Here is a 24,278-nt window from a genome sequence, read left to right as displayed (position 1 = left end):
GTGCGCCCGCCATTGATGTTGAACGGCCCGGACTGACCGGGCCAAGGGAGGCATCGGTGGTGCAGCGCGAGCTGGTCGAGCTGGCAAGGAGCGGCGATCGAGAAGCGTTCTCGGCGCTGGCGGCCAGCGTCGTGGATCGGCTGTACGCCACCGCCATGCTCATCCTGCGCGACCACTCCATGGCCGATGACGCAACCCAGGAGACGATTGTGCGCGCCTGGCGCGACCTGCCCTCGCTGCGCGATCCGGATCGGTTCGACGCCTGGCTGCGACGCCTGCTAGTCAATGCTTGCCACGACGAAGGCAGGCGACAGCGGCAGCGCCGTCCCGAGATGACGTTGCTTCCCATCCACGAGCCCGCGGTCGCAGATTCGAACGCGGCATTGGCGGAGCGGGACGCGCTGGAGCGTGGATTCCGCCGGCTGACGCCGGATCACCGCACGGCACTGGTGCTCCACCACTACATGGGGCTGTCCCTGCCCGAAGTCGCCGACGCCATCGGCGTCCCGCTCGGGACGGTCAAATCCCGCGTCCATCACGCGACCCAGGCACTTCGAGCGGCGCTGGAGGCCGATGCCCGCAGCGGCGGCATGACGAAAGGCGGCACGGCATGAACCGCGACGACGATTTCAATCGCACGCTGCAGGCCTGGTTGCGCCGGGAGGCGCCGCCACAGGCGCCTGATCGGGTGCTCGAGACGGCACTGCAGCGAGTTTCCACCGAATCCCAGCGGCGAAGCTGGCAGCAGCGCCTGATAGGAGAGACCCCCATGGCCACCCTTCTTCGCGCGGCGGCGTTGACCGCGGTGATCGTCATCGCCGTGCTCGCTAGCCTTCAGCTCAATAACCTGATTCCGGATGTAGGCGATTCGTCGCCATCGCCGTCGATTACCGCGCCCAGCCCTTCCGCTACTCCACCGGCGGGCTGCATCAACCCGCCAACCGACATCACGACCCTGATCGACATGGTGCCCACGGGACCCCTCGATCCCGGTAGCGATCCGGTCGCCTGCTATGGCGATGCCCCGCTGACCTTCGATGCGACGTGGTACGGCGGCGGTGTTGCGGACTGCCCGAGTGCACCGGAGCCTGCCTGGCTCGCCTGCTCGGCGTTCAGCCTGCAGGCGGCCGGAGATACCAGAAAGGTTGGCGCGCCAGGACTGTTTGTGGCCATCCACCCTTCGGCCAGCCTATCGATCCCCTCCGGGCCGTACGCGCAGGTCCGTGTCACGGGCCACTTCGATGACCCGGCCGCTCAAACCTGCCGCGAGACTCAGCTTGGCGGCGGCGCCACATCGCTTGCGCCAGCGGCGGAGATGATCGAGCGCTGCCGCAGGACGTTTGTCGTTACGGACGTGGTGCCACTCATTGCCGGCGTTCCCGACGTGCTTGCTCCCAATGCGTTCGCTCGGGTCGTGCCAGCAAGCGTGAACGTGCGCGAGCAGGCCGGCCTCGACTCGCCAAACGTCGGCATCCCGATCGCCGATGGAGACCCGATGCCGGCCGTGGTCGGCACCGCCACCGGGTCCGAGCACGTCTACATCCTCGAGGGGCCGGTGGAGGCCGATGGGTTCGAGTGGTACCGCGTGGCTCCGATCGACTATGAGAGCTACACAGGGATCGGTCCGTATTTCATCGGCTGGATGGCGTCGGGAGATGGGACCGACCCCTGGTTGATCGTCGAGAACCCGTGTCCGGAAGGGCCGATGACCCTGACCGACCTGACCTACACCTCCACCACGACCGACTGGGCAACTCGGCTTGGGTGCTTCCGCGGCCAGGAGTTGACGGTGAGCGGCTGGTACCCCGAGCTGCCACCCGACTTCGAGACGAGTGGGCCGTGCGCCGCCGACCCCGCCGTTGCCTATTTCTTCTGCAACTACGCGGCCAACGACATCAGGCCGATCGAGATGGCGTTTTATGACGAGCGCAACGGGAACCGGCTGGACTTCGTTGTAATCCCCGGAAGCGGCATCGTCATGCCATCCCGCGGGCAATGGATCGAGATCTCCGGGCACTGGGATGATCCAACGTCGGCCCTCTGCCCGACCGGAGGCGACGTCGGAGCCCTGTCGTGTCGCATCCAGTTCGTGATCAGGAGTGTCCGGGCGCTGGGTGCGAGCGGATGAGCGAACGCGACTCCGCCGCAGCAGTGTCTGCCTGCTGATCCCAACTACATCGGGCAGGTCCAGGCCACCTTCTATTGCCGCATGCAGTTCGTGATCAGCTCGGCCAGCCCACTGGGCCCCGGCTGGGTGCGCGAGCGCCGGCTCCGCGCGTCCGAGCCGGCTTGGCGGATCGCCGCAAATGTCGACTAGTACAGTTGTGGAGTGGTCAATTTGAAGCGATACGTGACGCTCGTCTTTGTGATGTTGACTGCGGCATGCGTTCCTGCGGTCAGCCCGTCGCCCCAGCGTTCAATATCTCAGGCACCGGCGTCGGACGAGCCGGCCCCCACTGAGTCGGCCTCGCTCATGCCCACGCCCCTGACGAGCGGGGCGTTGGTCCAGGCTCTCGTCGATGGCCTCCGCGTGCGAGACGAACCGGGGCTGGACGCCGCACACGGTGCCAGTCTGTCGGCAGGTCAGCGGGCGCGCGTGATCGGAAGGTCCCAAGTTGCCGACGGCTACCGCTGGCACGAGCTGTCCCTCATGCCGAGCGATGTGTCGGGCTGGGTTGCGGCAGGCGAGGGTTCCACGCCCTGGATCGCCGTAGTGCTCAACGGGAAGATCACGGGAGCGTCTGGACGTGATATCTGGACGGTTGACCAGGGTGGGGATCGCGAACTGTTTGCGAAGGTGGGCGAGGGGTGGTACGCAGCATCCCCATCGTGGGCGCCCGATGGAGGAGCGCTCGCCATCAGTGAGCATCGTCAGGATGCCGACTTGGGCTGTGTCTTGGAGGGTCGGGTTGCCGTCTTAGACGACACAGGTCGCGTCATCGCGAGGAGCTCGCCTCCGACCGGCGCCTACGACACCCATCCAGCGTGGTCGCCGGATGGATCGCAACTCGCATTCACGCGCATCCCGCACACGTGCACCACTCAGGATCAGCCTGGGTCTGCTGATCTGTATGTCATGCGAGTGACGACTGGAGACGCGCATCTAGTGGTTTCTGAAGCCATTGGCGCGATCTGGTCTCCGACGAGCGATGCGTTCGCTTTCATTCGCTTCAACCCCGAACCGACGGCCTTCGCTGGTGACCTACGCGGCCCAGAGATCTGGACGAGCTTTGCCGACGGATCCGGAGAGCGCCTGCTCGGCGGGCGGGCCGACGATGGCAGTCGGGAGAGGCTTCGTGAATGGATCGCCTGGTCGCCCGACGGCAGCGTGCTGGCCTACTCCCGCGCGGTGGGAAACGACCTCGGCACCGTGGAGGTCGATCTCATCGACCTGGCGGGGAACGTGAGGCCGATCCTGTCATATCCGGGTTTTGTCAGTGAAACCTTCACGTGGTTGCCGGACGGCAGGGCGTTGGCCTATTACGAGCAGGAGGTCGGAGGATTCAAGATCAGTGTCGTCGTGCTGACATCAGACGCGACGGAGTTTGCGCGGTTTGAGCAACCAGATGGAGTACCGGGCCAGGTGATCGGCTCGCCCGACGGGGCGAGTCTGGCATGGAGCATCCAGGGCACTTCCGACGTGCGGATCCAGCCGATTGCTGGGGGTGACGCCCGAACGTTCACCGTGGGGCCGAACTCAGCCATCGCGTGGCAGCCGCTCCTGCTCCGTTGACGGCCGAGCACCTTGAGCTGCACCCCCCGCAGCCGGTATGCAGTCGGGCGGTATTGGCTCCGCGGATCGGGGTGCGTCAGGCCGGCATTGTCCGCGAGGAGCGCGTGTCCAGGGCGACAGCAGCGGCCAGGAGGACCGCCAGGCCGGCGCCAACGACAGCCAGGAACGCGTAGCTCGCGGTGAGCACCACGTAGCCGGAGACGAAGCTGGCCGCGGCGGCAGTTGCCCACACAAGGGCATCGCTGGCGCCCTGCAGGCGTGCCCGGTCCCCGAGCGGGGCCTCGGAGGTGATCAATGAGCTGCCCGCCACGAAGCCGAGGTTCCAGCCGACGCCCAGAAGGAACAGTGGGATCGCCAGCGCCGCCCCGCCCTCGGGCATCACGGCAGCGAGCGCCCCGGCCGCGGCGAGGACCGCGAAGCCAGCGAGGACGATTGAATTCGCGCCGAATCGGTCCGTCAACCGTCCCGAGAGCGGCGAGAAAGCGAACATGCCAAAGGTGTGGGCGCTGATCACGAGGCCAACCGTCTCCAGCCCGTGACCCTCGGCGTGGAGGTGGTACGGGGTCATGGTCATGATCAGGGTCATCACCAGCTGGCTGGTCACCAAGGCGACGAGGGCGGTGCGCCCCTGCGGCTTTCGTAGCAGGTCGACCAGCAGGCGACGCTGGGAGTTCGGCCGCTCGCCGACCGCCCGCGTCGGCTCGTCCAGGTGCGGCTGGATCGGTGCTCGAGGACCCAGGGTGGCTACCGCCAGCGCAGCGAGCAGGAACACGAACGCCATCGCGAAGCCCCCGGCCAGCGGCAGGAGGCCCAAGGTTGGCGCGATGCCACCGGCTGGTGCGACCAGGTTCGGGCCCACCACGGCGCCGATGGTGCTGCCCCACACGACGAAACCGAGCGCCCCGGCGCGACGGTCGACCGGGAAGAGGTCCGCGGCGGCGTAACGGCTCAGGTTCATGGCGGCGTTGCCAAATCCGACCAGCGCGGAGCCAACGAGGAGGAGTATCAGCGACGCCGCCGTCACGGCGATCACTGCCAGCGCACCGCCGGCGACAGCGACAGCGAGGCCCAGGACGATCCCCGCCCGACGGCCTCGGCGCGCCATGACGGATGAGAGGAACGAAGCTGCAAGGGCCGTGCCGGCGACGGCGATCGCACTGGGCCAGCCGCTGGAGCCGGCCGAGCCGGTGATCTCCGGCGCAGCCAGCGATGCCACCGTGAAGGTCGCGATGTAGGCGATGCTCGTCAGCGCCGCCGCCGTGAAGTAGGTCGCGAGCGCACGGGAGCGATGGCGCTCGATCTCGGGCGTTGAGGGCGGCAACATCGCGCGGATGATAGCGGCGCCCGCACGAGGTGCTGGCGCATCATCCCCGACGTGAATCTGGCGATTCCAACGATTGCGACCGAGCGACTGACCCTGCGGCCATTTCGCGAGGCCGATGTAACAGCGCTCTTCGAGCTATCCCAGGACCCCGATGTGATGCGCTACATCGGCGACCGCCACGTGCCGACCATGCAGGAGGCGTGGCGCGCGGTCGCCGGCTGGCTCGGCCACTTGGCGCTGCGGGGCTACGGCCAGTGGGCAATCGAGGAACGGTCGAGTGGTCGCTTCGTGGGTCGAGCAGGGATCATCAACCCTGCTGACTGGCCGGGGGCGGAGGTCGGCTACCTGCTCGGTCGGGCATGGTGGGGGCACGGCTACGCGACCGAGGCCGCCCGCGCGGCGATGCACTGGGGATTTGAGCAGATCGGCTTCCCGGATCTGCTGAGCCTGATCGACCCAGATAACCACTTGTCGATCGCGGTCGCCACGCGCCTCGGAGAGTCGCTTCGCGGCGAGACCGAGGTGATGGGACACCGGGTCCTGGTCTACGGCATCAGTCGCGCGGAGTGGACGGCGAGCCGCACATGACCGGACGGGCAGGCATGCTCGGAGCCCTGGCGGAGCGGCAGTTCCGCCTGTTGTGGATCGGGCATACCGCCTCGGCGGCCGGCGACGCGCTCATCACCGTGGCGATCGCTTTCGCCGTGCTGGGGATCGGCGGATCGGCGTTTGACCTGGGGATCGTCTTCGCCGCCTTCACCGTGGCGCACGTCGCCCTGGTGCTGGCCGGCGGGGTGTGGGCCGATCGGCTGCCGCGCCAGCTGGTGATGGTCGCGTGCGACGTGGTGCGCGCCGTCGGTCAGGTGGTGCTGGCGATCCTGCTGATCAGCGGCACAGCGCAGGTCTGGCACCTCGCGGTGGGGGCTGCAGTGATCGGTGGAGCCAGCGCCTTCTTCCTGCCGGCGAGCAGCGGCCTGGTGCCGCAGACGGTCAGCCCGGGCCGCCTGCAGCAGGCCAACGCGCTGATGGGCCTCTCGCGGAACGCGACCAGGATCTTCGGTCCGCCCGTCGCAGGGCTGGTGATCGCACTGTCTCGGGGGACCGGGCCGATCTTCCTGATCGACGCCGCGACCTTTGCCATCAGCGCCGTCTCCCTGCTGCGGCTCCGTTTGGAACCGGTCGAAGCGCGCCCAACCCAGCAACCGTTCTTCGCGGAGCTGGCGGCGGGGTGGCGCGAGGTGACGTCGCGGCGGTGGATCCTGGCGGCCATCTGCACGTTCGGCATCACCAACATGGCGAGCTCGCCGTTCTTCATCCTGGGCGCGGTGGTCGCCGATCGGGAGCTGGGCGGTGCCGCAGCCTGGGGGATCATCCTGACGGGGAGTGGGATCGGCGGACTGATCGGCGGCCTGCTGGCGCTGCGACTCCGTCCGAGGCGGCCCCTCTTCGTGGGATTCCTGATCAGCTGCGCCACGTCCCTGCCCCTGATCGCACTGGTCGGCCCGCTGCCCGTCCTCCTCATCGCGGCCTGCGCACTCCTATCGCTCGTCGCGGTCGAGCTCTCCAACACGTGGTGGTTCACGATGCTCCAGCAGCACGTGCCGGAGCATGCCCGCTCCCGGGTGAGCAGCTACGACTGGCTGGTCTCGCTGGTCTTCCAGCCGCTCGGCTTCCTGCTGGCTGGCCCGCTGGCGGGAGCGATTGGATTGCCGGCCACGCTGCTCGGCGCAGCGGCCCTGGTGCTCGCTGGCAACCTGGGCGTCCTGCTCGTTCGGGCCGTTCGGGACGTGCGCTGGGTCGAGACCGCCGGCGAGGTCACACCCGATCCTGCTTGAGCCGATCCGGTGGCCTTCGGCTCTTGTGGCGAGGTGTAGGCTGGTCGGCACATTCCCAGCCCAGGCCAGGCCGATGCTGCGCGCGATCCGTCCCCGGAATACGGCAATGAGACGCCGCGTGCGTGCCTTCCTCCTGGCAACCGCCGTGCTGGCCGTGCTGGCTGCGCCGGTCCGCGGCGCAACCCCCGATCCGATCCTCCTGGTCCACGGCTACCGTGGCAGCGCCGGCAACTTCTCCGAGCTGAAGCCCTGGCTCACCGCCCAGGGGCGCACGGTGGTGGCGCTCAGCCTGCCGAGCCAGGACAACAAGGTCAACGCCCAGTACATCAAGGACCAGATCGCCGCCCGCGGCTGGAAGCGGGTCGACCTGGTGATGCACAGCATGGGCGGGCTATCGGGCCGGTACCTGATCAGATCGCTGGGCGGCGCCGCATCGGTCCAGGCCTATGTATCGCTCGGCACGCCGCAGTACGGGGTCTATACCGCCTGCGCCCTGCCAGGGTTCTACGGCGGGCAGATGTGTCCGTGGAGCAGCTTCCTGTCGGCGCTGAACAGCGGTGATGACACGCCCAACGGGCCGGCCTGGGCGACCATCTACAGTCGCAATGACGAGATCGTGCCGTGGGACCGGTCGAGACTTGACGGTGGAGCCTGCCACTTCGAAGTCTCCGGAGTAACGCACGATGGGCTGCTGCACAGCCCGAGCGTCACCTTCCCCCGCATCCTCGCTGCCCTGAATGACGCCGCGGACGCGACCTGCCCAACCGGAGGCAGCTACCGCTCGTAGCCCGGCGTACGGCGCCGGCGGGGCGGGTCAGGAAGGGGCGGCGAGCGCCGCGAGCACGGGCAGGTGCTCGGTCGTCCCATCGCTCGCCAGCGGGATGACCGCCACGTGGTCGGCGCCGGCGGCGACGAGCTCCCCGATCCGTTGGCGCAGCGCCTCGACGTCGCCCTGGGCAACCATCCCGTCGACCAGCCGATCGCTCCCCGGCTTCTCCCAGTCGGCCGGCTCGAAGCCCTGCTCGGCCCAGCTGGCCTGGTAGGCCGGCGTGCGGAGATAGGGCGTCAGGTAAGCACGGGCCGCGGCGCGAGCGGCCTTCGCGTCCTCTTCCAGGACCGCGGGCATCGTCACGGCAAGGACGGGTCGGGCGTCGCGTCCTGCCGCGGCCATGTCCAGCACGCCCCGCATCCATCCCAGCCTCTCGGGCGTGACGAGGTAGGGAAAGGCGCCGTCGGCATCGGTCGCGGCGAGAGCCAGCATCCGCTCGCGGAGCGCAGAGATCAGGATCGGTGGATCGCCCGCGCCGTCGACCATCGGTCCACGATAGACGGCGGCCCGATATGCGGCCAGGTACTCGCGCATGCGCGTCAGGGGGCGATCGAAGGTGTGGCCACGCAGCTTCTCGGCCAGGTGGAGGTGCGAGACGCCCAGGCCGAGCACGAAGCGGCCGCCGGTGGCCTCCTGCAGGGTCATGGCCGCCATGCGCGTGGTCTGGGCATCGTGGCCCCAGATGCCCACGATGCTGGTCCCCAGCCTGATGTCACCGGTCTCCGCGGCAAGCAGGCCGAGCAGCGTGAACGGCTCGCGGCCCACGGTCTCAGGCACCCACAGCGTCCCGTAGGCGAGCTCGTCGACGCGGCGAGCATACGCGCCTGCCTTCTCGATGGGCAGGCTGTCAAGGTGGCCCCAGGCTCCGAGTCGGCCGAGGTCGACGCCGCTCACGGGCTGCCGGCTTCGAAGCGGTAGCGGACGAAGAGCTCATCGCCGGAGCGGTGGAGGCTGACCAGCCGCCCCTCGCGCGCATGCTCGGCCCACGGCGACCCGCCGGGGATCGGGGCGATCATGGGCAGGGCGCCGGTCCCCAGCAGCCGAGCACCGATGGTCCAGTAAAGCTCGTCGATGCAGTCAGCCGCCAGGAAGGCGGCGTTGGTGGTCGGTCCTCCCTCGAGCAGGAGCGAGCGGATGCCGCGCTCGGCGAGGCGATCCAGGACCCAGCCCGGCTCCGGCTGGTCGGTCGGGGCGACAAGGAGCTCCGTGCCCGGTGGCTCGCCCATTGCCGGTCCCCCACCCACGATCAGGATCCGCGGCTGGTCGGCGTGGCTGAACCACCTGCGATCGGTTGGGACCGGACCAACGCCGGCGATCAGCACCGCGGTGGGCTGAGGCGGACGTCCAGCGCCGGCTCGTCGGGCGGCAAGGTCGGCCGGCAGGTGGGAGTAGAAGTCATCGGCACGCAGGGTTCCGGCCCCGCTTCCGACCGCGTCATACGCGACCCGGTGAAGCTGGAGCAACCGTCGGTCGGCTCGTCCCGACAGCCCCTCCGCTCGACCGCCAAGCTGCGCACGTCCATCGATGCTGGTGACCATGTTGACGCCTACCAAGGGCCGTTCCGGCGGCGGCGATGGGAGCGCTATCTCGGCGAAGGCCTCGTCCAGGTCGAGGTCGGCGACGGGATCGGGCCAGAGGCGGTCGACGCGAAAGGCCGGCATGCGGCGATGGTACGCGCACGATCGGTCAGTCGAAGATGCGCTCCAGGTGCCAGGTGCCGCGCATCTCGTCGAGGTAGACGGTGCACAGCAGCCCGTCGCGGGTGACGAGCTTGAAGTAGGAGCGCGCCGTCGGCTCGCGCCACCAGTCGTCGTCGACGCGCCAGCGGTTGCAGATTCCCACCTCGCCGTGCGTCTCGCCGTCCAGCCTCAGGCGGAGCGGCGTGCCAGTCGGGTCGGTCTCGACCTGGATGAGGGGATGGTCGAGATACAGCCGCGTCATGACGGACCGATCTCCGTCAGGCGTGCCCGCCGCTCGGCCAGCGACGCGCTTGGCCGGTCATGCACGGCCCGCCACAGGCGGCCCTCCCCGAAGCGCATCGTTAGCCGCTCCAGCGACCAGCGCAGCTCCTCCCAGCGCCCGACCCGCGCCTCGAAGGCCGGCAGCTGCCTTGCTGCCGGATCGGCCAGGTGGTCGAAGGCAAGGCCGATGCCGACGATCCGCGGCTCCTCCTCGGTGGCCTGCCGCGAACGGGTGACCTGCTCCAGACGACCGATCAGCAGGCGCGCGATCCAGTCCGGCTCGAGCGCCGGCTCGGGAAAGGCCAGCTCCACCCTGAGATTCGGGGCATCCTCCATGCGCAGGCTGAGCGTGGCGCGGCCGGGTGCCAGGTGACGTGCGCGCAGGACGTCGCACAGCTCGGCGGTGAGGCGGCGCAGGGCCAGGGCGATCTCGGTGATCCCCTCCGCCGGCGGCTCGAAGCTGGCATGCGTCTTCAGCCGCTCGGGGCGTCTGCGTGGAACGAGGGGGCGGTGGTCCTGTCCCCGGGCCAGCTGCTGGAGCCGCTCGCCGGCCTCGCCGAACTGGGCGCCGACCGCCGATCGAGGGAGCGTGGCCAGCTGCCCCATGGCGGTCAGCCCGAACAGCGCGAAGCGGGCGCGCGTGACCGGATCGGCGGGGAGCAGGTCCAGGGAGAGCGGCGCCAGGGCCGCCCCTCCTCCCCGTGGCGGGATCACATGGAATGAGGCCAGCGCTCCCGCTCGTTGGGGACGTGCCAGGCGCGCGGCCAGGACTGCCAGCCAGCGGTTGTCCCCTACTCCCGCCTTCACGGGGAGTGGGGCGACCTCGCGCGCCAGTGCCACCGCGCGCGCCGCGATTCGCCGCTCGTCGCCGAGGAGCGGCCCGAGCCCCGTGATGTCGACCAGCGCCACTCCCCGGTCAACCGCCTCGATCCGCGGGGAGAGGTCGTCGAGCCGGTCCAGCATGGCCTCGAAGGTGCCGCTCTCCGCTTCCGGCGCGCGCAGCGACGGCCAGACGAGTGCCAACAGCCGCATCACGGGGCCGCTCCGTGGCCCCGTGTGCACCCAGTGCACATAACGACCAAGTCAGGACCACGAAACTCCGTTGCTTGGCCTTCCTGCTCGCTGGGTGCAAAGGAGAGCCAATTTGGGGCGGCAGAACGCCTCTTCTTGGCCGTTATGCTCATTGGGCGCACATTGCCGCGCATCGGGGAAGGGTCAGGCCGAGATGACACGCAGCGCGGGCTGCTCGGCGACGGGATGGACCTCGCGTGGGACCGCGGCGGAGTGCAGGAGCGGATCGATCCGGCGCCCCTCGCCGAACCAGAGGTCCAGCTCGGCGTGGCCGCCGGCGAGTGCCCAGCGATGGCGAGTGACGGTCGCCTCGACCCGCTGCCCGACCAGGTCCTCCCCCACTGCCAGCCAGGCTCGCCGGGCCAAAGCAACGCGAACCCCTGCTACGCGCCCGGCGGCTTCGCGGCCAGCAGGTCCGGCCAGCAGCAGGGCCGTGCCCCCGGCACGCAGCAGCAGATCGGCCAGGCGATCAAGGCCGCGCGGCGGCGGGGCATCGGCCAGGTCGAGGACGAGCAGGTCGATCAGGCGGCTGCGGGCCAGCCAGCCAGCCAGCTCCACCGCCTCGGCGGGATCGGCGGGACGGACGACCAGCAGCCATTCCAGCTCGACGCCGAGCCGAGCCGCAGTCGCCGGATCGAAGCGACCAGCAGGGTCGAGCCAGGCGACCTGCCCGCCCGCTGCCTGGCAGGCGGCCAGCGATCCGAGCGCCAGGCTGGTGGCGCCACCGCCGGGCGGGGCATCGAGCAGGGCCAGGGCGCCGCGCGGCCAGCCGCCGCTGCGCAGCGCCGCATCGAGCCCCGGCTGACCGGTGGGAAGGGGGTTGGCGGCGACCATCGGTCCGGGGTCAATCCCGCGCCGCAGCCCGTAATCGCGGAGCGCCTCGAGGAGCTCGGGGAGGGGTCGGATGGGCCGTGCGGCATCGGTCATGGCCCAACCGATGATAGAACAGATGTTCTAGTTTGGGAAGCCCCCAAAGGGCGCTGATATACTGCCTCGGCTCGTGGGGATGTAGCTCAGCCGGGAGAGCACTGCGTTCGCATCGCAGGGGTCAGGGGTTCGAGTCCCCTCATCTCCACCATTCCATCCGGTAAGCGAACCTCGGGCGGCACGCGGTATGTGACTCGCACGTCCTGGCCCGAGACGACGCGCACCTCCTCGATGAGTTGCGCTAGGAGTGCCTTGCTGCGCTCAGGAGGCAGCTGGTGGGCGAGGATCGCGTCGAGCGATACCCCGAGCAATGCCGCGGCGAAGTCGAGATCGGGCGGTCCCCAGTCGCCGGCATCTGTTTCGGTCACCAACTGCGCCTCCTCGCCACCGATCACCGCCAATCGGGCCTCGATGGTGCCGATGCGGCTCTGCGCCGTCTCCGGGCGGAGGCGTCCCTCCTCGAAGGCGACCAGGTAGCGCTGCAGCCGATGCTCCAAGTCGACGCGCTCTACAGCGAGGGCCGCAAGCCGACCGCGCCGGGTTCCCTCCTCCGCGCGCCACTGTTGATCCGCCGCGTCGAGCGCCTGCCGCAACACCGTGGTGTTGGCGTAGACCTCGGCGAGCTGGCCGAGGACCGCAGCTTCGAGCTGGTCGCGACGCAGACGGTCCTGGTCGCAGGCAGCCGTGCCATGCCGTGATCGAGTGGTGCAGGTGTAGTAGTCGTAGCGGCGGGACCGGTTGTGGGCGGCCGTGCCGACCAGCGGGCTCCCGCACCGGTCGCAGACCAAGCGCAGGCCGCTGAGCAGGAACGGGCTGGCGTTGGTGCGCCGCTGGGCTGGCGAGCGGGCGCGACCCGCCCGCAGACGCTGGGCGGCCTCGAACAGGTCGGCATCAACCAGTGCGGGGTGCTGCCCGGGATGCCAGCTCCGGCGAAACGGCACCTCGCCGCGATAGACGCGGTTGCCGAGCAGTTTGAGGACCGAAGCTCGGGTCCAGGGACCGCCCCGGGTGGTGCGCAGACGGCGTGCGTTGAGCCAGGCCGCGATCGCCCCGCTGCCTTGGTGGTGGGTGACGTACCTGTCGAAGACGTCGCGCACGACCTGAGCGGCGGCTGGGTCGGGGGTCAGGCCCGGGCCGTCGGGGCCGCGATGGTAGCCATACGGGTAACTGCCGACCGTCCATTCCCCGCGACGGGCCTTGCGCTCCATGCCGGCACCGATGCGCTCGATGATTGACGCCCGCTCGAACTCGGCGAATACGCCCAGCATCTGCAGCATCATCCGCCCCGCCGGGGTGGTGGTGTCGAACGGCTCGGACAGCGACTGGAAGGCGACCCGCGCGCCCTCCAGCTCCTCGATCAGCACCGCCAGTTGCCCGAGATTGCGCGACAGGCGGTCGACGCGGAAGACGAGGAGCAGGTCGTATTGGCCCGCCCGCGCCGTGCGCCTTGCGGCAGCCAGTGCCGGCCGTTCCAGGCTCTTGCCAGACGCGCGATCCTCGTAGTGGGCCACGATCTGCCAGCCCGGCTGGGCAGCGACGTAGGCTTCCAGCCGGTCGCGCTGGGCGCCGAGCGAGTAGGGCTGGTTGACCTCGTCGGTTGAGATCCGGGTGTAGAGCGCCACCCTACGCGACGTGCCGTTCACCTTAGCCCTCACTCCGGCGGCGCTCGGCGTCGAGCAGCTCACCGACCGCTGCCCCTAGCTCGCTGGCAACTTGGCTCGCTGCATCCTGGGCGAGCGGGACGAAGGCCGGCGTCGCGACCCGAATGCCACCCGCCGCCTGGCGCCGAGTGCGGCCAGCGAAGAGGATAAGGAGCAGCAGGATCAGCAAGGCGCCGGCACTGATGCTCGGGAGCGAGTCCGCGGCGTTGGGCCTCCGGTCGGCCCTCATTGGGTGCCATCGGCAGTCGACCGCCCGCGCCAGAACAACACGGTCGCCGGCTGGCCGAGGAGGCCGCCATTCTTCTCGCGGAACGGGTGGGCCTTGTGGTAGGTGGCGAACCCATTGCCCCAGGGCTGCTCAGCCCATTCCGCCTCGGGCACCAGCTTGTCGCAGGTCGCGCAATAGGCGTAGTGGACGCGGAGGGCCTCGGCGGCCTGACGAGCTGCCTCTGCCGCACGCCGCGCGGCCGTCTGGTTGGACTGTTTGGCCCTCGTCTCGCGCAGGTCGGCCCGGACCTCCTTGGTCTGCCCCTGTGCGAGCTTGAGTGCCGTACGGCTGGCGGCGAGCTCCTCGTTGAGTGCGGCGACCTCCGCCGTCGACTGATCGCGCTCAGCCTGCACGTCTCGTTCGGCGCTTTCAAGCCGCTTGCTCAAGTCAGCCGCCTGCGCCTCCAGAGCGGCGTTGCGGTTCGCCTCCAGCTCGCGCAGACCGGCAAGGACTGCGCCGCGAATGGTGCCGTGGCGATCGGCAAGGCTGTCAAGGACGCTCGACTCGTCCGGCGTCAGTTCCAGCACGACGCGGCGGCGGTAGCGAGGTTCTGCAGATCGTCGGCGTGGCATGGAATGTACATACCATACTGCATCCACGCAAGGCCGCAAACGGGGGTCCAGCACGCCCCCAAGCCCCGCTGCGACGGGAGACCGGTGTACGCGGTTTTGCAGTCCCCGCCATAGTGTCCGCGAACGTCCGCCGGTGCGTCCAACGCGCTCAACGTCACTGATACGAGACTCCCACTAATCGGGGCCGTTCGCCCCTGTTGCTACTGCGATGCTACCCGAGGCCCAGCGCCCCGGGCCCTACTCGCACGAGCGTCGTCTGCCAGGCTGGCCCTGACTCTATTGCGCATGAGACGCACGAAGTGCCGCGTCACCCCATGCCGCGCACAAGAATCCCACCTCCGCAAGCATGGCGCCGATGCGGTCCCGCGGCATGAGGGTCCCGCGACGCATGGCGCGACCGGGGTGAATGAGCGCCGAGCAGAGGCGATGTCCGGCATAGGCCGAGAGGCCACTCTTCGACGTGGCCAGGCTCTTGATGCTCCAAGGCGCCTCCGCCCCGTCGATCGCGTCGGCCATGGCCACCAACGCATCAGACAGGTCAGGATCACCGTGCCCGATCTCAGCGATTGCGCGTTGAGCTGCCGCCAACATCTTTAGGTCACGCTTTTGCAACGAACTTGCGCGCGACCGAATAGTCGCCATATCTGCGATAGGTCGCCCACGATCGTCTGCAACGTCTTCGTCTCCGCCCATCCATCGAACCCGGATCGTTGTCTCGGAGAGCAGACGAAGGTAGTGCAAGGCCCCAATGATCTCGCCTCGCGCGATTGCATCGTGTCCCTGGACCAGCGAATAGACCGCGATCCTGAGCTCCCCGCCCAGGAACGTGATCGAATCGTCGGTTCCGGCCTCCGCGGCGTCTCGCAAACGGACAAGCTCGGCGATTACCTCATCAGTGTCTGGGAGCACGTCACCAAGCGTAGGGCCGTGCACGGCTCTTCGGCTACCCGCTCGGTGCTACCTGCCGTCGCTTTCGCAACCCATCCCCCAGGCGGCGGAGCGCCTGCTCGGCATAGCCCCGCAGTGTTTGCACTTAGCGGCGCCCACAATGACCTGCTCCTTGCACTGCCAGCAGGGGCCCGTTTCTGGCCGTCTCCGCTGAATAGCACAACCAACAGGCCGATCAGCGGGCTCAGGATGAGCGAGATCAGGAACCCGCCCCAGAAGCCTTTGCCACGTGAGTTCGAGATTGCTCCGATGATCGCCGCCAGAATGAGCCAGGTCACCCAGAACTCTGCGCCGCGATCACCCATCTTCCGTCTCCTCGCGAACCCACTCACACGGCTGAGAATGAACCTAAGTGACGGCACTCAGCTGAGCGGCGGCCGCTCCTTGTGCACGATCGTCAGCCGCAGGCCCGCCGCAGTCCGGTTGATCTGCACCGCGACCTCGCGTATCCCGCCGTGCCGCTCAGCGAAGGCGTCGTACTCGGCCTCGCTGATCTCCACCACACCGCCAGCGCGCTCCACGAGCAGCGGGAGCGCCAGCTTGTAGGCGTCCCCGCTGATCGACGTGGCGGCCTTCTGCCGCTTGATCTCGCTCCACTTCGTATGTCCGCTCATGGGGATAAGTGTAGGTGGCCACCCGGCCGAAGGAGAAGCCGGGCCGCCCACCGGATCAGGCTGCGAGATTCGCCCGATGCTCCTGCTCGGAGCAGGCCAGGCAATGCCGGATACCCGCTCGTGAGCCGCAGCATGCGCAGCAGCTCGTCGCCGCCGGGGGCGGGCCGCTCTGGCACGAACACGGCCGGGGAGGTTGGTTCGTCCGACTTATCGCGCACGGCGATAAGTCTAGGGGCCGGAGTCGCCCGTAACGCTACCGATCGCCGCGGCCGTCGCCGGACCCTACGGGCGCATCGGCCGCGCCGAGGGATCCGTCGTGATACCACAGACCGTCCTCACGGCGTCGATACGCTCCCCGGAAGCGCCTGTCTCGCGTCCGGTCAGAGAAGACGTGCTCGTGAAACACAAAGAGAATGTCAGGGCGGGTTTCCGCCGTGAGGTCCGTGATTTCCTCGGTTTGTCCGTCCATCGGACCTCCGCGGTAGGTGACCGAGATCGTCCATCGCTTCCTCACCGGCTCGGTCCCCGAATGGCTCGAACTGAGAGGATGAGACCGACCAAGAGGAAGTACCCGACGACCGCGACCAGCCCGGCGAACAGCACGTCGTCCCAGACGGGGGAACCCAAGAGATAGCCAAGACTCGAGCACGGCACGCGATCTACGTTGCCGTATGACTGCGGTGTCCGCGTGAAAATCAGGCAAAACTCTGGGTCGGGTCGGTAAGTCGGCAGGTACGCCGGCATGGGACGAATCCAAGCCCAGGCGAGGTAGTGCGTGATCCCGGCCGCTAGGCCAGCCAGCAGCGCGATGGCCGCGATGGCGCGCGGGCTGCGAGACCACGACACCACTTGCCGACGTCGCCCCCCGCCGTCTGGGAATGGCACCGCGGGGCCCGTCGGTAGGTCGTTACCCATGTCCGAATCGTACGCCGTCGCTGGACGAGACCCGTCTCAAAAGGGGAACCCCCAAGACCGGGCCCATTCGTGCTGAGCGCCGCCCAGCTCTCGGTCGGCTCAAAGGGAGGTCATTTCGGGACTGTGTTCCGACGGAGCCGGATCAAGCCACTTCCAAGGGCGGTGACACCCGAGCTGGCACGACCCGAGCGCAGACTGGAGTACGGTGGTGCCGGTCAACTAGGGGTTGTTTCCGTATGAGACTCGTCGGGCGGTCGAATGACCAAACGAACACCGTGGCAGCCTGACGGGGTGAGGTCTGTGACTGAAGAACCGGGAACGCTCGCGGACCGGCGGGGAGCGATCGCCGCGCTTCTCCTTGCGGACCTGACCGCCGATGAACAAGTCCGCGCCGTCGAGTCGGAGCGGCGACGCGTCTTGGTCATCGCAGGCGCGGGCTCCGGCAAGACGGAGGTGATGGCGCGCCGCGTCGCCTGGTGGGTTGGCGTCGACGGCGTGTCCAAGGATCAGATCGTGGCGTTCACCTTCACCGAGCGTGCGGCCGAGGAGATGAAGTTTCGCATACGCGAATGGGTCGCGCGGATCACGCCAGCCGGGGTGGATGCGACACTCGGCAGCATGTATGTCGGCACAATCCATGCCTACTGCATGCGACTGCTGCGTGACCTTGATGCTGACCGGTTCCATGCCTTCGAGGTTCTCGACGACATCGGGCGGATCGCGCTCATACAACGTCGTTATCACAGCGTCCTTGGACTGCCCAGCCTCCAGGGTGCCGCAGGTCTGGGGATGTTCGCTACGATCGACCTCTTCCTACGCGGTTATGACCTTCTCAACGAGTACGGTGAGCTCGACGTGGAGCTACGGGCAGGTCCGGTTCCGCACCGGCTCGAGGACGAGGAGGAGTGGTGCCGAGCCGCCACGCTGCGGACCGATGTCGGCACTGCTCCGGTCGCCCGCGCATTCGCCACATCGGTCGCCAGGTTCTACGCCCTGCTCCAATGTCGACGTTTCCTCGACTTCAGCACCTCCCAGATGGAAGCGGTTCGGCTCTGCGAGGATCCCGCCGCGCTCCAGCGCCTCCGCGCGGCGGTGAGTCATGTTGTGGTCGACGAGATTCAGGACCTGAACCCGATCCAGGACAGGCTCGTGCGGCGGATGGTAGGCGACGCCGGGCGACTCACGGCCGTCGGTGACCATCGGCAGGCGATCTTCAACTGGCGGGGCGGCCGCGTAGAGCTGATGGCCGCCCTCCATGCGGAACTGGAGGCCGACCCGGATGGGGAGGTCGTCGAGCTAACGCAGAACTTCCGGTCGACGCCGCCGATTATCGAGATTTCCAACCTCTGGTCGAACACTATCCAGGCACCCGGAACGCTGCCCAATCCCGCCATGCGTCACGGCAGGCCGTCCCGCATGGACGAATCCAGTTCGCACGTCGGTGCCGCGCGATTCACGACGCGCGAGGACGAGGCGGCCTGGATTGCCGAGACCGTCTCCAGACTCGTCACGGCGGACGGACAGGGCGCGAGGAACGATACCTCCGACGGGGCTCGTGGTCTGACCTTCGCCGATATCGCCGTCCTGTGTCGCTCGGCCACCGACGCGAGAACCTACATGCGGGCCCTCCGCGCACGCGACGTCCCGGTGGTCTTCCGGGCGGGACCGGACCTCTTCTCGCAGCCGGAGGTGTTGCTCTTCCTGGCTGGCACCGCGCTCATGGCCGGCATCGACCAGTTCGTCGGACTCCCCTCTGACCCGCGTACCCTGCCGGGCAGGATCAACGCCGTGCTCGGCTGCGGTCCTGACTCTCGAGACGTCATTTCTGCGGCATGCGCAGCGCTTCGGGCGGAGGGTCTATCGCTCGCTGAGGACGTGGAGGAACGTCTCCAGATCGCTGCGACCGAGGTGGCTGCCCGGATCCAGGACAGTCCCCCGGACCCGACTGCCCAGGCGCGCCTGAGGAGTGGGCGGTTGCGAACGTGGCTCGCCGGCCGACGACCATTGCGGCGCGTGTTCCCGCAGGCGATCTTTCACTTCCTGCTCGAGGAGGCGGGCATCGACGCGTGGGACACCCAACAGCCTCGCGAGGCGGCGGCAATGTTCCACGTCGGCCAGCTCAGCCGGCTCGTCACGGGCATCGAGACGCCGGGCTGGACCCGACCAGCGGAGTTTCGCTTTCAGGTCATCGCCTTGGCGCTCTGGGGAACTCAGGGAGCACGATCGGAAGAGGCCCCCCTGCTCGCTGCCCCCGAAGCGGTCACGATCAGCACGATCCACGCGGCCAAGGGCCTCGAGTTCTCGGCAGTGTTTCTCGCGGACGTCTGTGCCCGCCGTTTCCCAAGTAGTCGCGCCGGTACGCCGCCGCAGCTCCCGTACGACGGCCCGATGCTCACACGGATCAACCCAGCCAACCTCGCCGACAACGCCAACCGTGATGCTGAGCGCCGATTGCTCTACGTCGCGGTCACCAGAGCCGAGCGGTATCTGTTCGTGTCGGCGTCGGGGACGCAGCAGTCGAGCTTCCTCGCGCAGCTGGTGCCGTTGATGGCTGGCGCTGGCGCGACTACCGTCGGAACCCCGGCCGGGCTTGCGGGCGCTTTGACGATGATCGCCTCAGAGGCGAGGCGGGACAGCCGGCTGGTAACCTCGTTCTCTGATCTCCGGTACTTCCTCGAGTGCTCCCACGACTTCTACCTCCGCAAGGTCCTCGGCTTCGCGCCCTCGATCGACCAGGCGTTCGGTTACGGCAGGGGCGTGCACAACGTCCTTCGGGCCATTCACACAGATCCCCGCCGCTGGGCAGAGCTTGCGCTCGATCGCGCGGCCCTGGAAACCGAGGTCAGGCAACTCGTTGAGAGCGGCCTTTTCTATCTACGCCATACGACCGGACAGCCGGCCGATAACATGCGAAATCGCGCCGTCGAAGTTGTTGCGGACTATGTGGAACTCTACGCCGATGAACTATCGCGCCTTGAATTCGAGCCGGAGCGAGAGTTCGAGGCGCTCCTGGAGGAGGAGAAGGCGCTGGTCACGGGGGCGATCGACCTGGTGCGGCTTGACGACCCTCCGCGGGTAACGATTGTCGACTTCAAGTCCGGGGAGCCGGGGTCCGACGCGCATTCTCTCGACGAGGAGGAGATGCGCCTTCAGGTGACGATGTACGGGCTCGCGGCGAAGCACGAGCTCGAGTACGAGCCCGACCAAGGCTTCGTCAGGTACCTCGGCGGCGTCGACGATCAGGGCCGCCGCGAGCTCGATGTCGATCTCAGCGCAGAGGCTATGGCAGATGCGAGGTCAACGGTGAGCCACACGGTGGCCGCGATTCGTGATCGCGAATTCTTCCATGGCCCTGCACCCGAACGACAACTGGCTCGCTGTACCCGGTGCGACTTTCTTCCGTTTTGCGGTCTGCCCGAAGCGCGGGCCACGAGAGGCGGGACGTAAAGTGTCGACGCGCGAGCCGGCCGCTGGCGGCACCCGAGCCTTCTTGCCCTCGAGCAACCGAATGCGCCTTCAGCGGGAACGCGACACAGGTCCGGAACGCGCGATCCGGTCGGAGTTGTTCCGCCTGGGCTTCCGCTACGGGATCCACCGCCGACCGCTGCCCGGTCTTCGGCGGGAGGCGGACATCATGTTCCCCGGCTCGCGGGTCGCTGTGTTCATCCACGGTTGCTTCTGGCATGGGTGTCCAAGCCACCTGTCCCTGGCTCGGACGAACACCGCGTTCTGGAGCGACAAGATCGCCACGAATCGGAAGCGTGATGAAGACACGTGCGGTCGCCTTCTCATGATCGGCTGGCTGCCGATGGAGATCTGGGAGCACGAGGACCCGCACACAGCCGCGATGCGAATCGCAACGGTCGTATCCAATCGATGTGCCGGCGGACCTAGACCTCGCAAGAGCGCTGGGGCGGCATGACCCGCTTGGCGGCTCCCTCCAGCGCTCCGCGCGCCATCGACCTCTTCTCCGGAGCCGGTGGCCTGACCCTCGGACTCAAATGGGCCGGGTTCCGCGTCATCGGGGGCATCGAACTGAGCGCTCTCGCGGCTGAGACCTATCGGGTGAATCATCCTGACGTGGTGCTGTGGGAGGACGATATCAGGCGGGTTCCCGTCGATGCCGTGCGGCAGCGCCTAAAGATCGACGTCGGTGAGCTCGACCTGTTGGCCGCATGTCCCCCGTGTCAAGGATTCTCCTCTATCCGAACTCGCAGACGAGGGACGCGGGTCGACGAACGAAACGACCTCATATTTGAGATCGTGAGATTCGTGGATGGGTTGCGGCCCCGCGCGGTGATGATGGAGAACGTACCGGGGTTGGCGGCCGACGCTCGCCTCGCGGTTCTCGCGAACCGTCTCCGCCGGAGAGGTTATCGAGTGTCTTGGGAGGTACTCGACGCTGCAGACTACGGGGTTCCTCAGAGGCGGCGCAGGTTATTGCTTCTTGCCACGCGTCACCAGCGGTTGCGGCCCGTGCCCTCGGCCGGCGTCCGCCGAACCGTGGGGGATGCCCTCCGCCTCATGCCCGCCCCGGGTACTTCCGGAGACCCGCTCCACGATATGACCGAGCATCGATCGGACCATGTGCTTGAGATCATCAGGCACATACCTCGCGACGGAGGCAGCCGCAGCGCTCTCGATTCGCGGCTCTCCCTCTCGTGTCACTTGCGCGCACGCGGGTTCTTCGACGTCTATGGGCGGATGGCCTGGTCTTCCGTCGCGCCGACGATCACGGGTGGTTGCGTCAATCCATCGAAGGGCAGATTTCTACACCCAGAGCAGGACCGGGCCATTACCCTCCGGGAAGCCGCGCTCCTCCAGTCGTTTCCCGCCTCGTACGAGTTCTCGTTGAGACGCGGAAAGTACGCGGCGGCAGAGCTCATCGGCAACGCGCTCCCTCCCGTCTTCGTCCGTGAGCAGGCCGCAGTCGTCTACCGCTACCTCATGAATGTCTGAGAATCTGGTCGGCCTCGGAACGCTATCGCAGTCGTCGAGGGCCCGCACCGAAAGGACCCCCTTTAGATTCGTGCTCGGTCATCGGTCAGCGTACGCCTTGGCCGCGGTCTCGGCCGCGGTCTCGGTGCGCGGGAGGCACCTTTCATGGTAGAGGTAGGCGTTCCAGATATAGATGTCGCTCGGCTCAGTGATCGCCTCGCCGCAGGCGTAGCACCAGATGCGGGTCTCCGGCTCGATCATCTGGCCTCCGCCTCGTAGGCAGCGACGATGGCATTTGCCTCCTCACGGTGCAGCTCCGCATCACATGGGATGCTGGTAATGGTCCCGCTCCATCCGTATTGGTCGGTCGTGCTTAGTAGCGGCGGATTGAAGCGTGAATGCGGCGAGGAATGCCGTTTTGCTAGCGCCCTACCCAGTCGCTCTACGTCGATCTCAGGCTCGGCAGCTTCGACTTCGTTGGCAAAGACGTTGCTGGTTGGGGGTGGCAAAGGCGAGACGGGTCCTCCCGCCTAGCGACAGGCGCAGGAGCAAGCGGTGTGCGTGCTCGGCGTGGTCATGGCGGTCGCGGCGAAGCCACCGCACCGCGAGCGCATCGGCAAACGCAGATGGGTGCTAGCGGCGCAGGTCGAGCGATCAGCAGGCGCAGGGCAGTGGTCATGCGGCTCCCCTGATGGCTGGAATCCCGGAGCGCCGGCTGCCCAGGATGCCAACAGCGCGCTGCACATCCACATCGAGCCAGCGCAGGAACTCGGACGGGGTGCCGTTGCCGTAGCCCTCGAACTCGCCGGCGACGTCCATCAGGGGCACCATCAGGGGCGCCAGGGCGGCCAGCAGCTCGAGCGGCGGCATGACCGGGTTAGGCTTCGGCAGCAGGTGGCGGCAGGCGCGGCAGCGACTGGCCATGATTTCAGCCGCCTGTGACTCGCTGCATGAGCGTGGCCCAAATATGCCCCGATTCGCCGGCAACAGACATGGGTGAACACTCCTTCGGGTCTTGAACGACGGGCGCACGGGCTCCTGCCGCGCGGGCGAAACAAGCGTCGGTCTGGTGATATCCGACCAATCTAGTCGGATTATAACGCAGGTGCTCGCGCCGGTCAAGCGCCCACCGGGCAGGGTGATCCACAGCTCGAGTCTGTGAGCGTCACGGGTCCATAGCTTCGACATGATGCTCGCAACGGTCGCCGTGGGCACCACGAGCGTTGCGGCCCTGGCCATGCACCAAGCCGGTCTGGCGCTCGCGGGTTCGATCGCGGGGCGGGATCTGCTCGTCTACCTCGGCTTCGTGCTCCTCGTCTACCCGCTGGCGGACTGGCGGGTCGTCACCATCGTCCCGGCCATCTATCTCCTGGCCGTGGCGGTAGTCGATCGGGGCCCTCCGCTTGCTTTCAGTCGGTGCCCCGCCGATTCCCTCCGCTGTCAATGGCCGAGACCAGAAAGACCTCCTTTCGGTGCGCCCACCGGGCTGCCGCGACCAGGCTTAGCGGCGACTCTTATCCGCACCTGCCATTTCGGAACGGCATCGTGACCGATCACGCCGGGCGGGCAGGCCGAGATCGCGCTGCCGGAAGTAGCGTCGTCCGATAGCGCTTGCGCTGATAATCTCGGTTGTCAGTGGCAAACGAAAGAGCGAGCGAGACTCGCGGACCCCGCTATCGAATCGCCCGCGTGCTCACCAACAACGCCGGCGCTTCAGGGTTTCTCGTCCTGGGCTGTGCGATGTTGGCATTACAGGGCTTGGAACCCGCGTTGCCCGATTACGTCGCGGTGGGTCTGCTCGTGATTGGCACCCTCCTCGTGGCCGTCGCTAGCGTGTGGCTGGGGCGAACGTCGGTGAGGCAGGAAGCAGCCGCGCTGATCGCTCCTCTAGCCTTGCCTCCGTTTCGTCGGACTCTTAGCCTCATTCGTGCGCTGCTCGACGCCTCGACTTTGGCGGAGGAGAAGCGTAGGGCGTTACGACGGGAGGCTGCGAAAGGTGGGAGCCTGTCTATCGGTTCGGTCGACGCAGCCCTGGAGGTCATAGAGACTCACGCGATCATCAGCGTTCGTCAGGCAGACGATGCTCTAGAGGAGTGGGAGTTGATACTTCCGGAAGAAGTTCGCGAATTCCGCGAGCGAGGCGAGGCTAATAAGTGATCGAGGGTAAAGTCGCGCGCATCCTTAACAGCCGCGAACTCGTAATCAATCGTGGCCTCGCACACGGCGTCCAAGTCGGTATGCGCTTCGAGGTGCTCGACCCAAACTCCGAGGACATACGAGATCCCGACACACAAGAGGTCATCGGGTCTGTGTACCGACCAAAGGTGAATGTCGAGGCGGTAATCGTGGAAGACCGTCTTTCGGTCGCTCGAACATACGAGCGTACGGGCGGGACGGGCGGGCTTGCTGCTCTAAGCCTTTCACGCGCCTTCTACGGCGAGCCGTCTCGCCCTGTCACGCTGAAAACCGATGAAGAGATGTGGGAACCGCTTACGGAGGCTGACAGCTATGTCAAGAGGGGTGACCCTGTTCGGGAGATAGTCGTCGAGAACGAAAACTAACGGCGTGAGGCTGAAGCTCCCGTCCGACTTGAGCGGCAGCAACAACAGCCGTTCAACCTGCTGGCGTGCGGCGGGGGATCAATTAGCTGTCGCGAAGCTACGATCCAAGGGACTGACCTTC

At 67.6% G+C, this 24,278-nt stretch carries 25 protein-coding genes and 1 tRNA gene; 14 read left to right on the top strand and 12 right to left on the bottom strand.

Annotated elements, in window-relative coordinates; all coding sequences use genetic code 11:
* Window positions 1–59 precede the first annotated feature (59 nt).
* The 3 genes from WEB29_03210 (at window position 60) to WEB29_03200 (ending at window position 3,733) form a co-directional block, all read left to right on the top strand.
* Window positions 60–614 carry an RNA polymerase sigma factor gene (locus WEB29_03210; protein ID MEX2135957.1) on the top strand — a complete coding sequence of 185 codons (555 nt, stop codon included), beginning with the start codon at window positions 60–62 and terminating at the stop codon, window positions 612–614.
* A complete protein-coding gene (locus WEB29_03205) occupies window positions 611–2,128 on the top strand; it encodes a hypothetical protein (GenBank protein ID MEX2135956.1) in 1,518 nt (505 codons plus the stop codon). The genes WEB29_03210 and WEB29_03205 overlap by 4 nt, the downstream gene beginning before the upstream one ends.
* A 978-nt stretch (window positions 2,129–3,106) precedes the next feature.
* Window positions 3,107–3,733: a hypothetical protein gene (locus WEB29_03200; protein ID MEX2135955.1), complete on the top strand. Its 627-nt coding sequence runs from the start codon at window positions 3,107–3,109 to the stop codon at window positions 3,731–3,733.
* A 76-nt stretch (window positions 3,734–3,809) separates the two neighbouring features.
* On the opposite strand, the gene WEB29_03195 is transcribed toward WEB29_03200, so the two are convergent.
* Window positions 3,810–5,057: an MFS transporter gene (locus WEB29_03195; protein MEX2135954.1), complete on the bottom strand. Its 1,248-nt coding sequence runs from the start codon at window positions 5,055–5,057 to the stop codon at window positions 3,810–3,812.
* A 51-nt stretch (window positions 5,058–5,108) separates the two neighbouring features.
* Between WEB29_03195 and WEB29_03190 the strand changes: the two genes are divergently transcribed.
* The 3 genes from WEB29_03190 (at window position 5,109) to WEB29_03180 (ending at window position 7,679) form a co-directional block, all read left to right on the top strand.
* Window positions 5,109–5,645 (top strand): GNAT family N-acetyltransferase, encoded by a 537-nt coding sequence (locus WEB29_03190; GenBank protein ID MEX2135953.1) that lies wholly within the window; start codon window positions 5,109–5,111, stop codon window positions 5,643–5,645.
* Window positions 5,642–6,892 (top strand): MFS transporter, encoded by a 1,251-nt coding sequence (locus WEB29_03185; GenBank protein ID MEX2135952.1) that lies wholly within the window; start codon window positions 5,642–5,644, stop codon window positions 6,890–6,892. The genes WEB29_03190 and WEB29_03185 overlap by 4 nt, the downstream gene beginning before the upstream one ends.
* A 118-nt stretch (window positions 6,893–7,010) precedes the next feature.
* Window positions 7,011–7,679 carry an alpha/beta fold hydrolase gene (locus WEB29_03180; protein MEX2135951.1) on the top strand — a complete coding sequence of 223 codons (669 nt, stop codon included), beginning with the start codon at window positions 7,011–7,013 and terminating at the stop codon, window positions 7,677–7,679.
* Window positions 7,680–7,706: 27 nt separating this feature from the next.
* On the opposite strand, the gene WEB29_03175 is transcribed toward WEB29_03180, so the two are convergent.
* The 5 genes from WEB29_03175 to WEB29_03155 all read right to left on the bottom strand — a co-directional run bounded on the left by WEB29_03175 (window position 7,707) and on the right by WEB29_03155 (window position 11,680).
* Entirely contained in the window at window positions 7,707–8,615 is a 909-nt protein-coding gene (locus WEB29_03175; GenBank protein MEX2135950.1) for an LLM class flavin-dependent oxidoreductase, read from the bottom strand.
* Window positions 8,612–9,382: a dihydrofolate reductase family protein gene (locus WEB29_03170; protein MEX2135949.1), complete on the bottom strand. Its 771-nt coding sequence runs from the start codon at window positions 9,380–9,382 to the stop codon at window positions 8,612–8,614. The genes WEB29_03175 and WEB29_03170 overlap by 4 nt, the downstream gene beginning before the upstream one ends.
* A 25-nt stretch (window positions 9,383–9,407) precedes the next feature.
* A complete protein-coding gene (locus tag WEB29_03165) occupies window positions 9,408–9,662 on the bottom strand; it encodes a hypothetical protein (GenBank protein ID MEX2135948.1) in 255 nt (84 codons plus the stop codon).
* Entirely contained in the window at window positions 9,659–10,714 is a 1,056-nt protein-coding gene (locus tag WEB29_03160; GenBank protein ID MEX2135947.1) for a hypothetical protein, read from the bottom strand. The genes WEB29_03165 and WEB29_03160 overlap by 4 nt, the downstream gene beginning before the upstream one ends.
* A gap of 183 nt (window positions 10,715–10,897) precedes the next feature.
* A complete protein-coding gene (locus WEB29_03155; GenBank protein MEX2135946.1) occupies window positions 10,898–11,680 on the bottom strand; it encodes a hypothetical protein in 783 nt (260 codons plus the stop codon).
* Window positions 11,681–11,755: 75 nt separating this feature from the next.
* On the opposite strand from WEB29_03155, the gene WEB29_03150 reads away from it, so the two are divergent.
* Window positions 11,756–11,831, top strand: a tRNA-Ala gene (locus WEB29_03150).
* A 124-nt stretch (window positions 11,832–11,955) separates the two neighbouring features.
* A complete protein-coding gene (locus tag WEB29_03145) occupies window positions 11,956–12,378 on the top strand; it encodes a hypothetical protein (protein ID MEX2135945.1) in 423 nt (140 codons plus the stop codon).
* Between the two features lie 946 nt (window positions 12,379–13,324).
* Here the strand turns inward: WEB29_03145 and WEB29_03140 are convergent.
* The 4 genes from WEB29_03140 to WEB29_03125 form a co-directional block, all read right to left on the bottom strand.
* Entirely contained in the window at window positions 13,325–13,570 is a 246-nt protein-coding gene (locus WEB29_03140) for a hypothetical protein (GenBank protein ID MEX2135944.1), read from the bottom strand.
* A complete protein-coding gene (locus tag WEB29_03135; protein MEX2135943.1) occupies window positions 13,567–14,136 on the bottom strand; it encodes a hypothetical protein in 570 nt (189 codons plus the stop codon). Before WEB29_03135 ends, WEB29_03140 begins: the two co-directional genes overlap by 4 nt.
* A gap of 321 nt (window positions 14,137–14,457) precedes the next feature.
* The gene (locus tag WEB29_03130; GenBank protein ID MEX2135942.1) at window positions 14,458–14,703 is read right to left on the bottom strand and encodes a hypothetical protein; all 246 of its coding nucleotides are present in this window, start codon (window positions 14,701–14,703) and stop codon (window positions 14,458–14,460) included.
* A 788-nt stretch (window positions 14,704–15,491) separates the two neighbouring features.
* Window positions 15,492–15,743, bottom strand: coding sequence for a hypothetical protein (locus tag WEB29_03125; protein ID MEX2135941.1), 252 nt, complete (start codon window positions 15,741–15,743; stop codon window positions 15,492–15,494).
* Between the two features lie 1,215 nt (window positions 15,744–16,958).
* Between WEB29_03125 and WEB29_03120 the strand changes: the two genes are divergently transcribed.
* Genes WEB29_03120 through WEB29_03110 form a run of 3 tightly spaced genes read left to right on the top strand, consistent with a single transcriptional unit; the run spans window position 16,959 to window position 21,617 of the window.
* Window positions 16,959–20,105 (top strand): ATP-dependent DNA helicase, encoded by a 3,147-nt coding sequence (locus WEB29_03120; protein ID MEX2135940.1) that lies wholly within the window; start codon window positions 16,959–16,961, stop codon window positions 20,103–20,105.
* Window positions 20,005–20,580: a very short patch repair endonuclease gene (locus WEB29_03115; protein ID MEX2135939.1), complete on the top strand. Its 576-nt coding sequence runs from the start codon at window positions 20,005–20,007 to the stop codon at window positions 20,578–20,580. The genes WEB29_03120 and WEB29_03115 overlap by 101 nt, the downstream gene beginning before the upstream one ends.
* Window positions 20,577–21,617: a DNA cytosine methyltransferase gene (locus tag WEB29_03110; GenBank protein MEX2135938.1), complete on the top strand. Its 1,041-nt coding sequence runs from the start codon at window positions 20,577–20,579 to the stop codon at window positions 21,615–21,617. The genes WEB29_03115 and WEB29_03110 overlap by 4 nt, the downstream gene beginning before the upstream one ends.
* 78 nt (window positions 21,618–21,695) lie before the next feature.
* On the opposite strand, the gene WEB29_03105 is transcribed toward WEB29_03110, so the two are convergent.
* Complete coding sequence (locus WEB29_03105; GenBank protein ID MEX2135937.1) at window positions 21,696–21,857, bottom strand: hypothetical protein; 162 nt, start codon at window positions 21,855–21,857, stop codon at window positions 21,696–21,698.
* A gap of 414 nt (window positions 21,858–22,271) precedes the next feature.
* Window positions 22,272–22,520, bottom strand: a complete 249-nt coding sequence (locus tag WEB29_03100; protein ID MEX2135936.1) for a hypothetical protein — start codon at window positions 22,518–22,520, stop codon at window positions 22,272–22,274.
* 262 nt (window positions 22,521–22,782) lie between these two features.
* Between WEB29_03100 and WEB29_03095 the strand changes: the two genes are divergently transcribed.
* The 3 genes from WEB29_03095 (at window position 22,783) to WEB29_03085 (ending at window position 24,157) form a co-directional block, all read left to right on the top strand.
* Entirely contained in the window at window positions 22,783–23,145 is a 363-nt protein-coding gene (locus tag WEB29_03095; GenBank protein ID MEX2135935.1) for a hypothetical protein, read from the top strand.
* A gap of 140 nt (window positions 23,146–23,285) precedes the next feature.
* Window positions 23,286–23,753, top strand: a complete 468-nt coding sequence (locus WEB29_03090; GenBank protein MEX2135934.1) for a hypothetical protein — start codon at window positions 23,286–23,288, stop codon at window positions 23,751–23,753.
* Complete coding sequence (locus tag WEB29_03085) at window positions 23,750–24,157, top strand: hypothetical protein (protein ID MEX2135933.1); 408 nt, start codon at window positions 23,750–23,752, stop codon at window positions 24,155–24,157. Before WEB29_03090 ends, WEB29_03085 begins: the two co-directional genes overlap by 4 nt.
* The last annotated feature ends 121 nt before the right edge of the window (window positions 24,158–24,278 follow it).

It is taken from the genome of Chloroflexota bacterium (assembly GCA_040902225.1).
Classification (GTDB): domain Bacteria; phylum Chloroflexota; class Limnocylindria; order QHBO01; family QHBO01; genus CF-167.
The sequence above is the reverse complement of the archived record's forward strand: the minus strand, read 5'-3'. Positions and strand labels throughout refer to the sequence as shown.

Bases quoted from the DNA above. Each gene is read 5' to 3' on its own strand.
- WEB29_03205 (MEX2135956.1), top strand. From the start codon at position 611: ATGAACCGCGACGACGATTTCAATCGCACGCTGCAGGCCTGGTTGCGC.
- WEB29_03195 (MEX2135954.1), bottom strand. From the start codon at position 5,057: ATGTTGCCGCCCTCAACGCCCGAGATCGAGCGCCATCGCTCCCGTGCG.
- WEB29_03185 (MEX2135952.1), top strand. From the start codon at position 5,642: ATGACCGGACGGGCAGGCATGCTCGGAGCCCTGGCGGAGCGGCAGTTC.
- WEB29_03170 (MEX2135949.1), bottom strand. From the start codon at position 9,382: ATGCCGGCCTTTCGCGTCGACCGCCTCTGGCCCGATCCCGTCGCCGAC.
- WEB29_03165 (MEX2135948.1), bottom strand. From the start codon at position 9,662: ATGACGCGGCTGTATCTCGACCATCCCCTCATCCAGGTCGAGACCGAC.
- WEB29_03160 (MEX2135947.1), bottom strand. From the start codon at position 10,714: ATGCGGCTGTTGGCACTCGTCTGGCCGTCGCTGCGCGCGCCGGAAGCG.
- WEB29_03155 (MEX2135946.1), bottom strand. From the start codon at position 11,680: ATGACCGATGCCGCACGGCCCATCCGACCCCTCCCCGAGCTCCTCGAG.
- WEB29_03140 (MEX2135944.1), bottom strand. From the start codon at position 13,570: ATGAGGGCCGACCGGAGGCCCAACGCCGCGGACTCGCTCCCGAGCATC.
- WEB29_03125 (MEX2135941.1), bottom strand. From the start codon at position 15,743: ATGAGCGGACATACGAAGTGGAGCGAGATCAAGCGGCAGAAGGCCGCC.
- WEB29_03115 (MEX2135939.1), top strand. From the start codon at position 20,005: ATGGCCCTGCACCCGAACGACAACTGGCTCGCTGTACCCGGTGCGACT.
- WEB29_03110 (MEX2135938.1), top strand. From the start codon at position 20,577: ATGACCCGCTTGGCGGCTCCCTCCAGCGCTCCGCGCGCCATCGACCTC.
- WEB29_03105 (MEX2135937.1), bottom strand. From the start codon at position 21,857: ATGATCGAGCCGGAGACCCGCATCTGGTGCTACGCCTGCGGCGAGGCG.
- WEB29_03100 (MEX2135936.1), bottom strand. From the start codon at position 22,520: ATGGCCAGTCGCTGCCGCGCCTGCCGCCACCTGCTGCCGAAGCCTAAC.
- WEB29_03095 (MEX2135935.1), top strand. From the start codon at position 22,783: ATGATGCTCGCAACGGTCGCCGTGGGCACCACGAGCGTTGCGGCCCTG.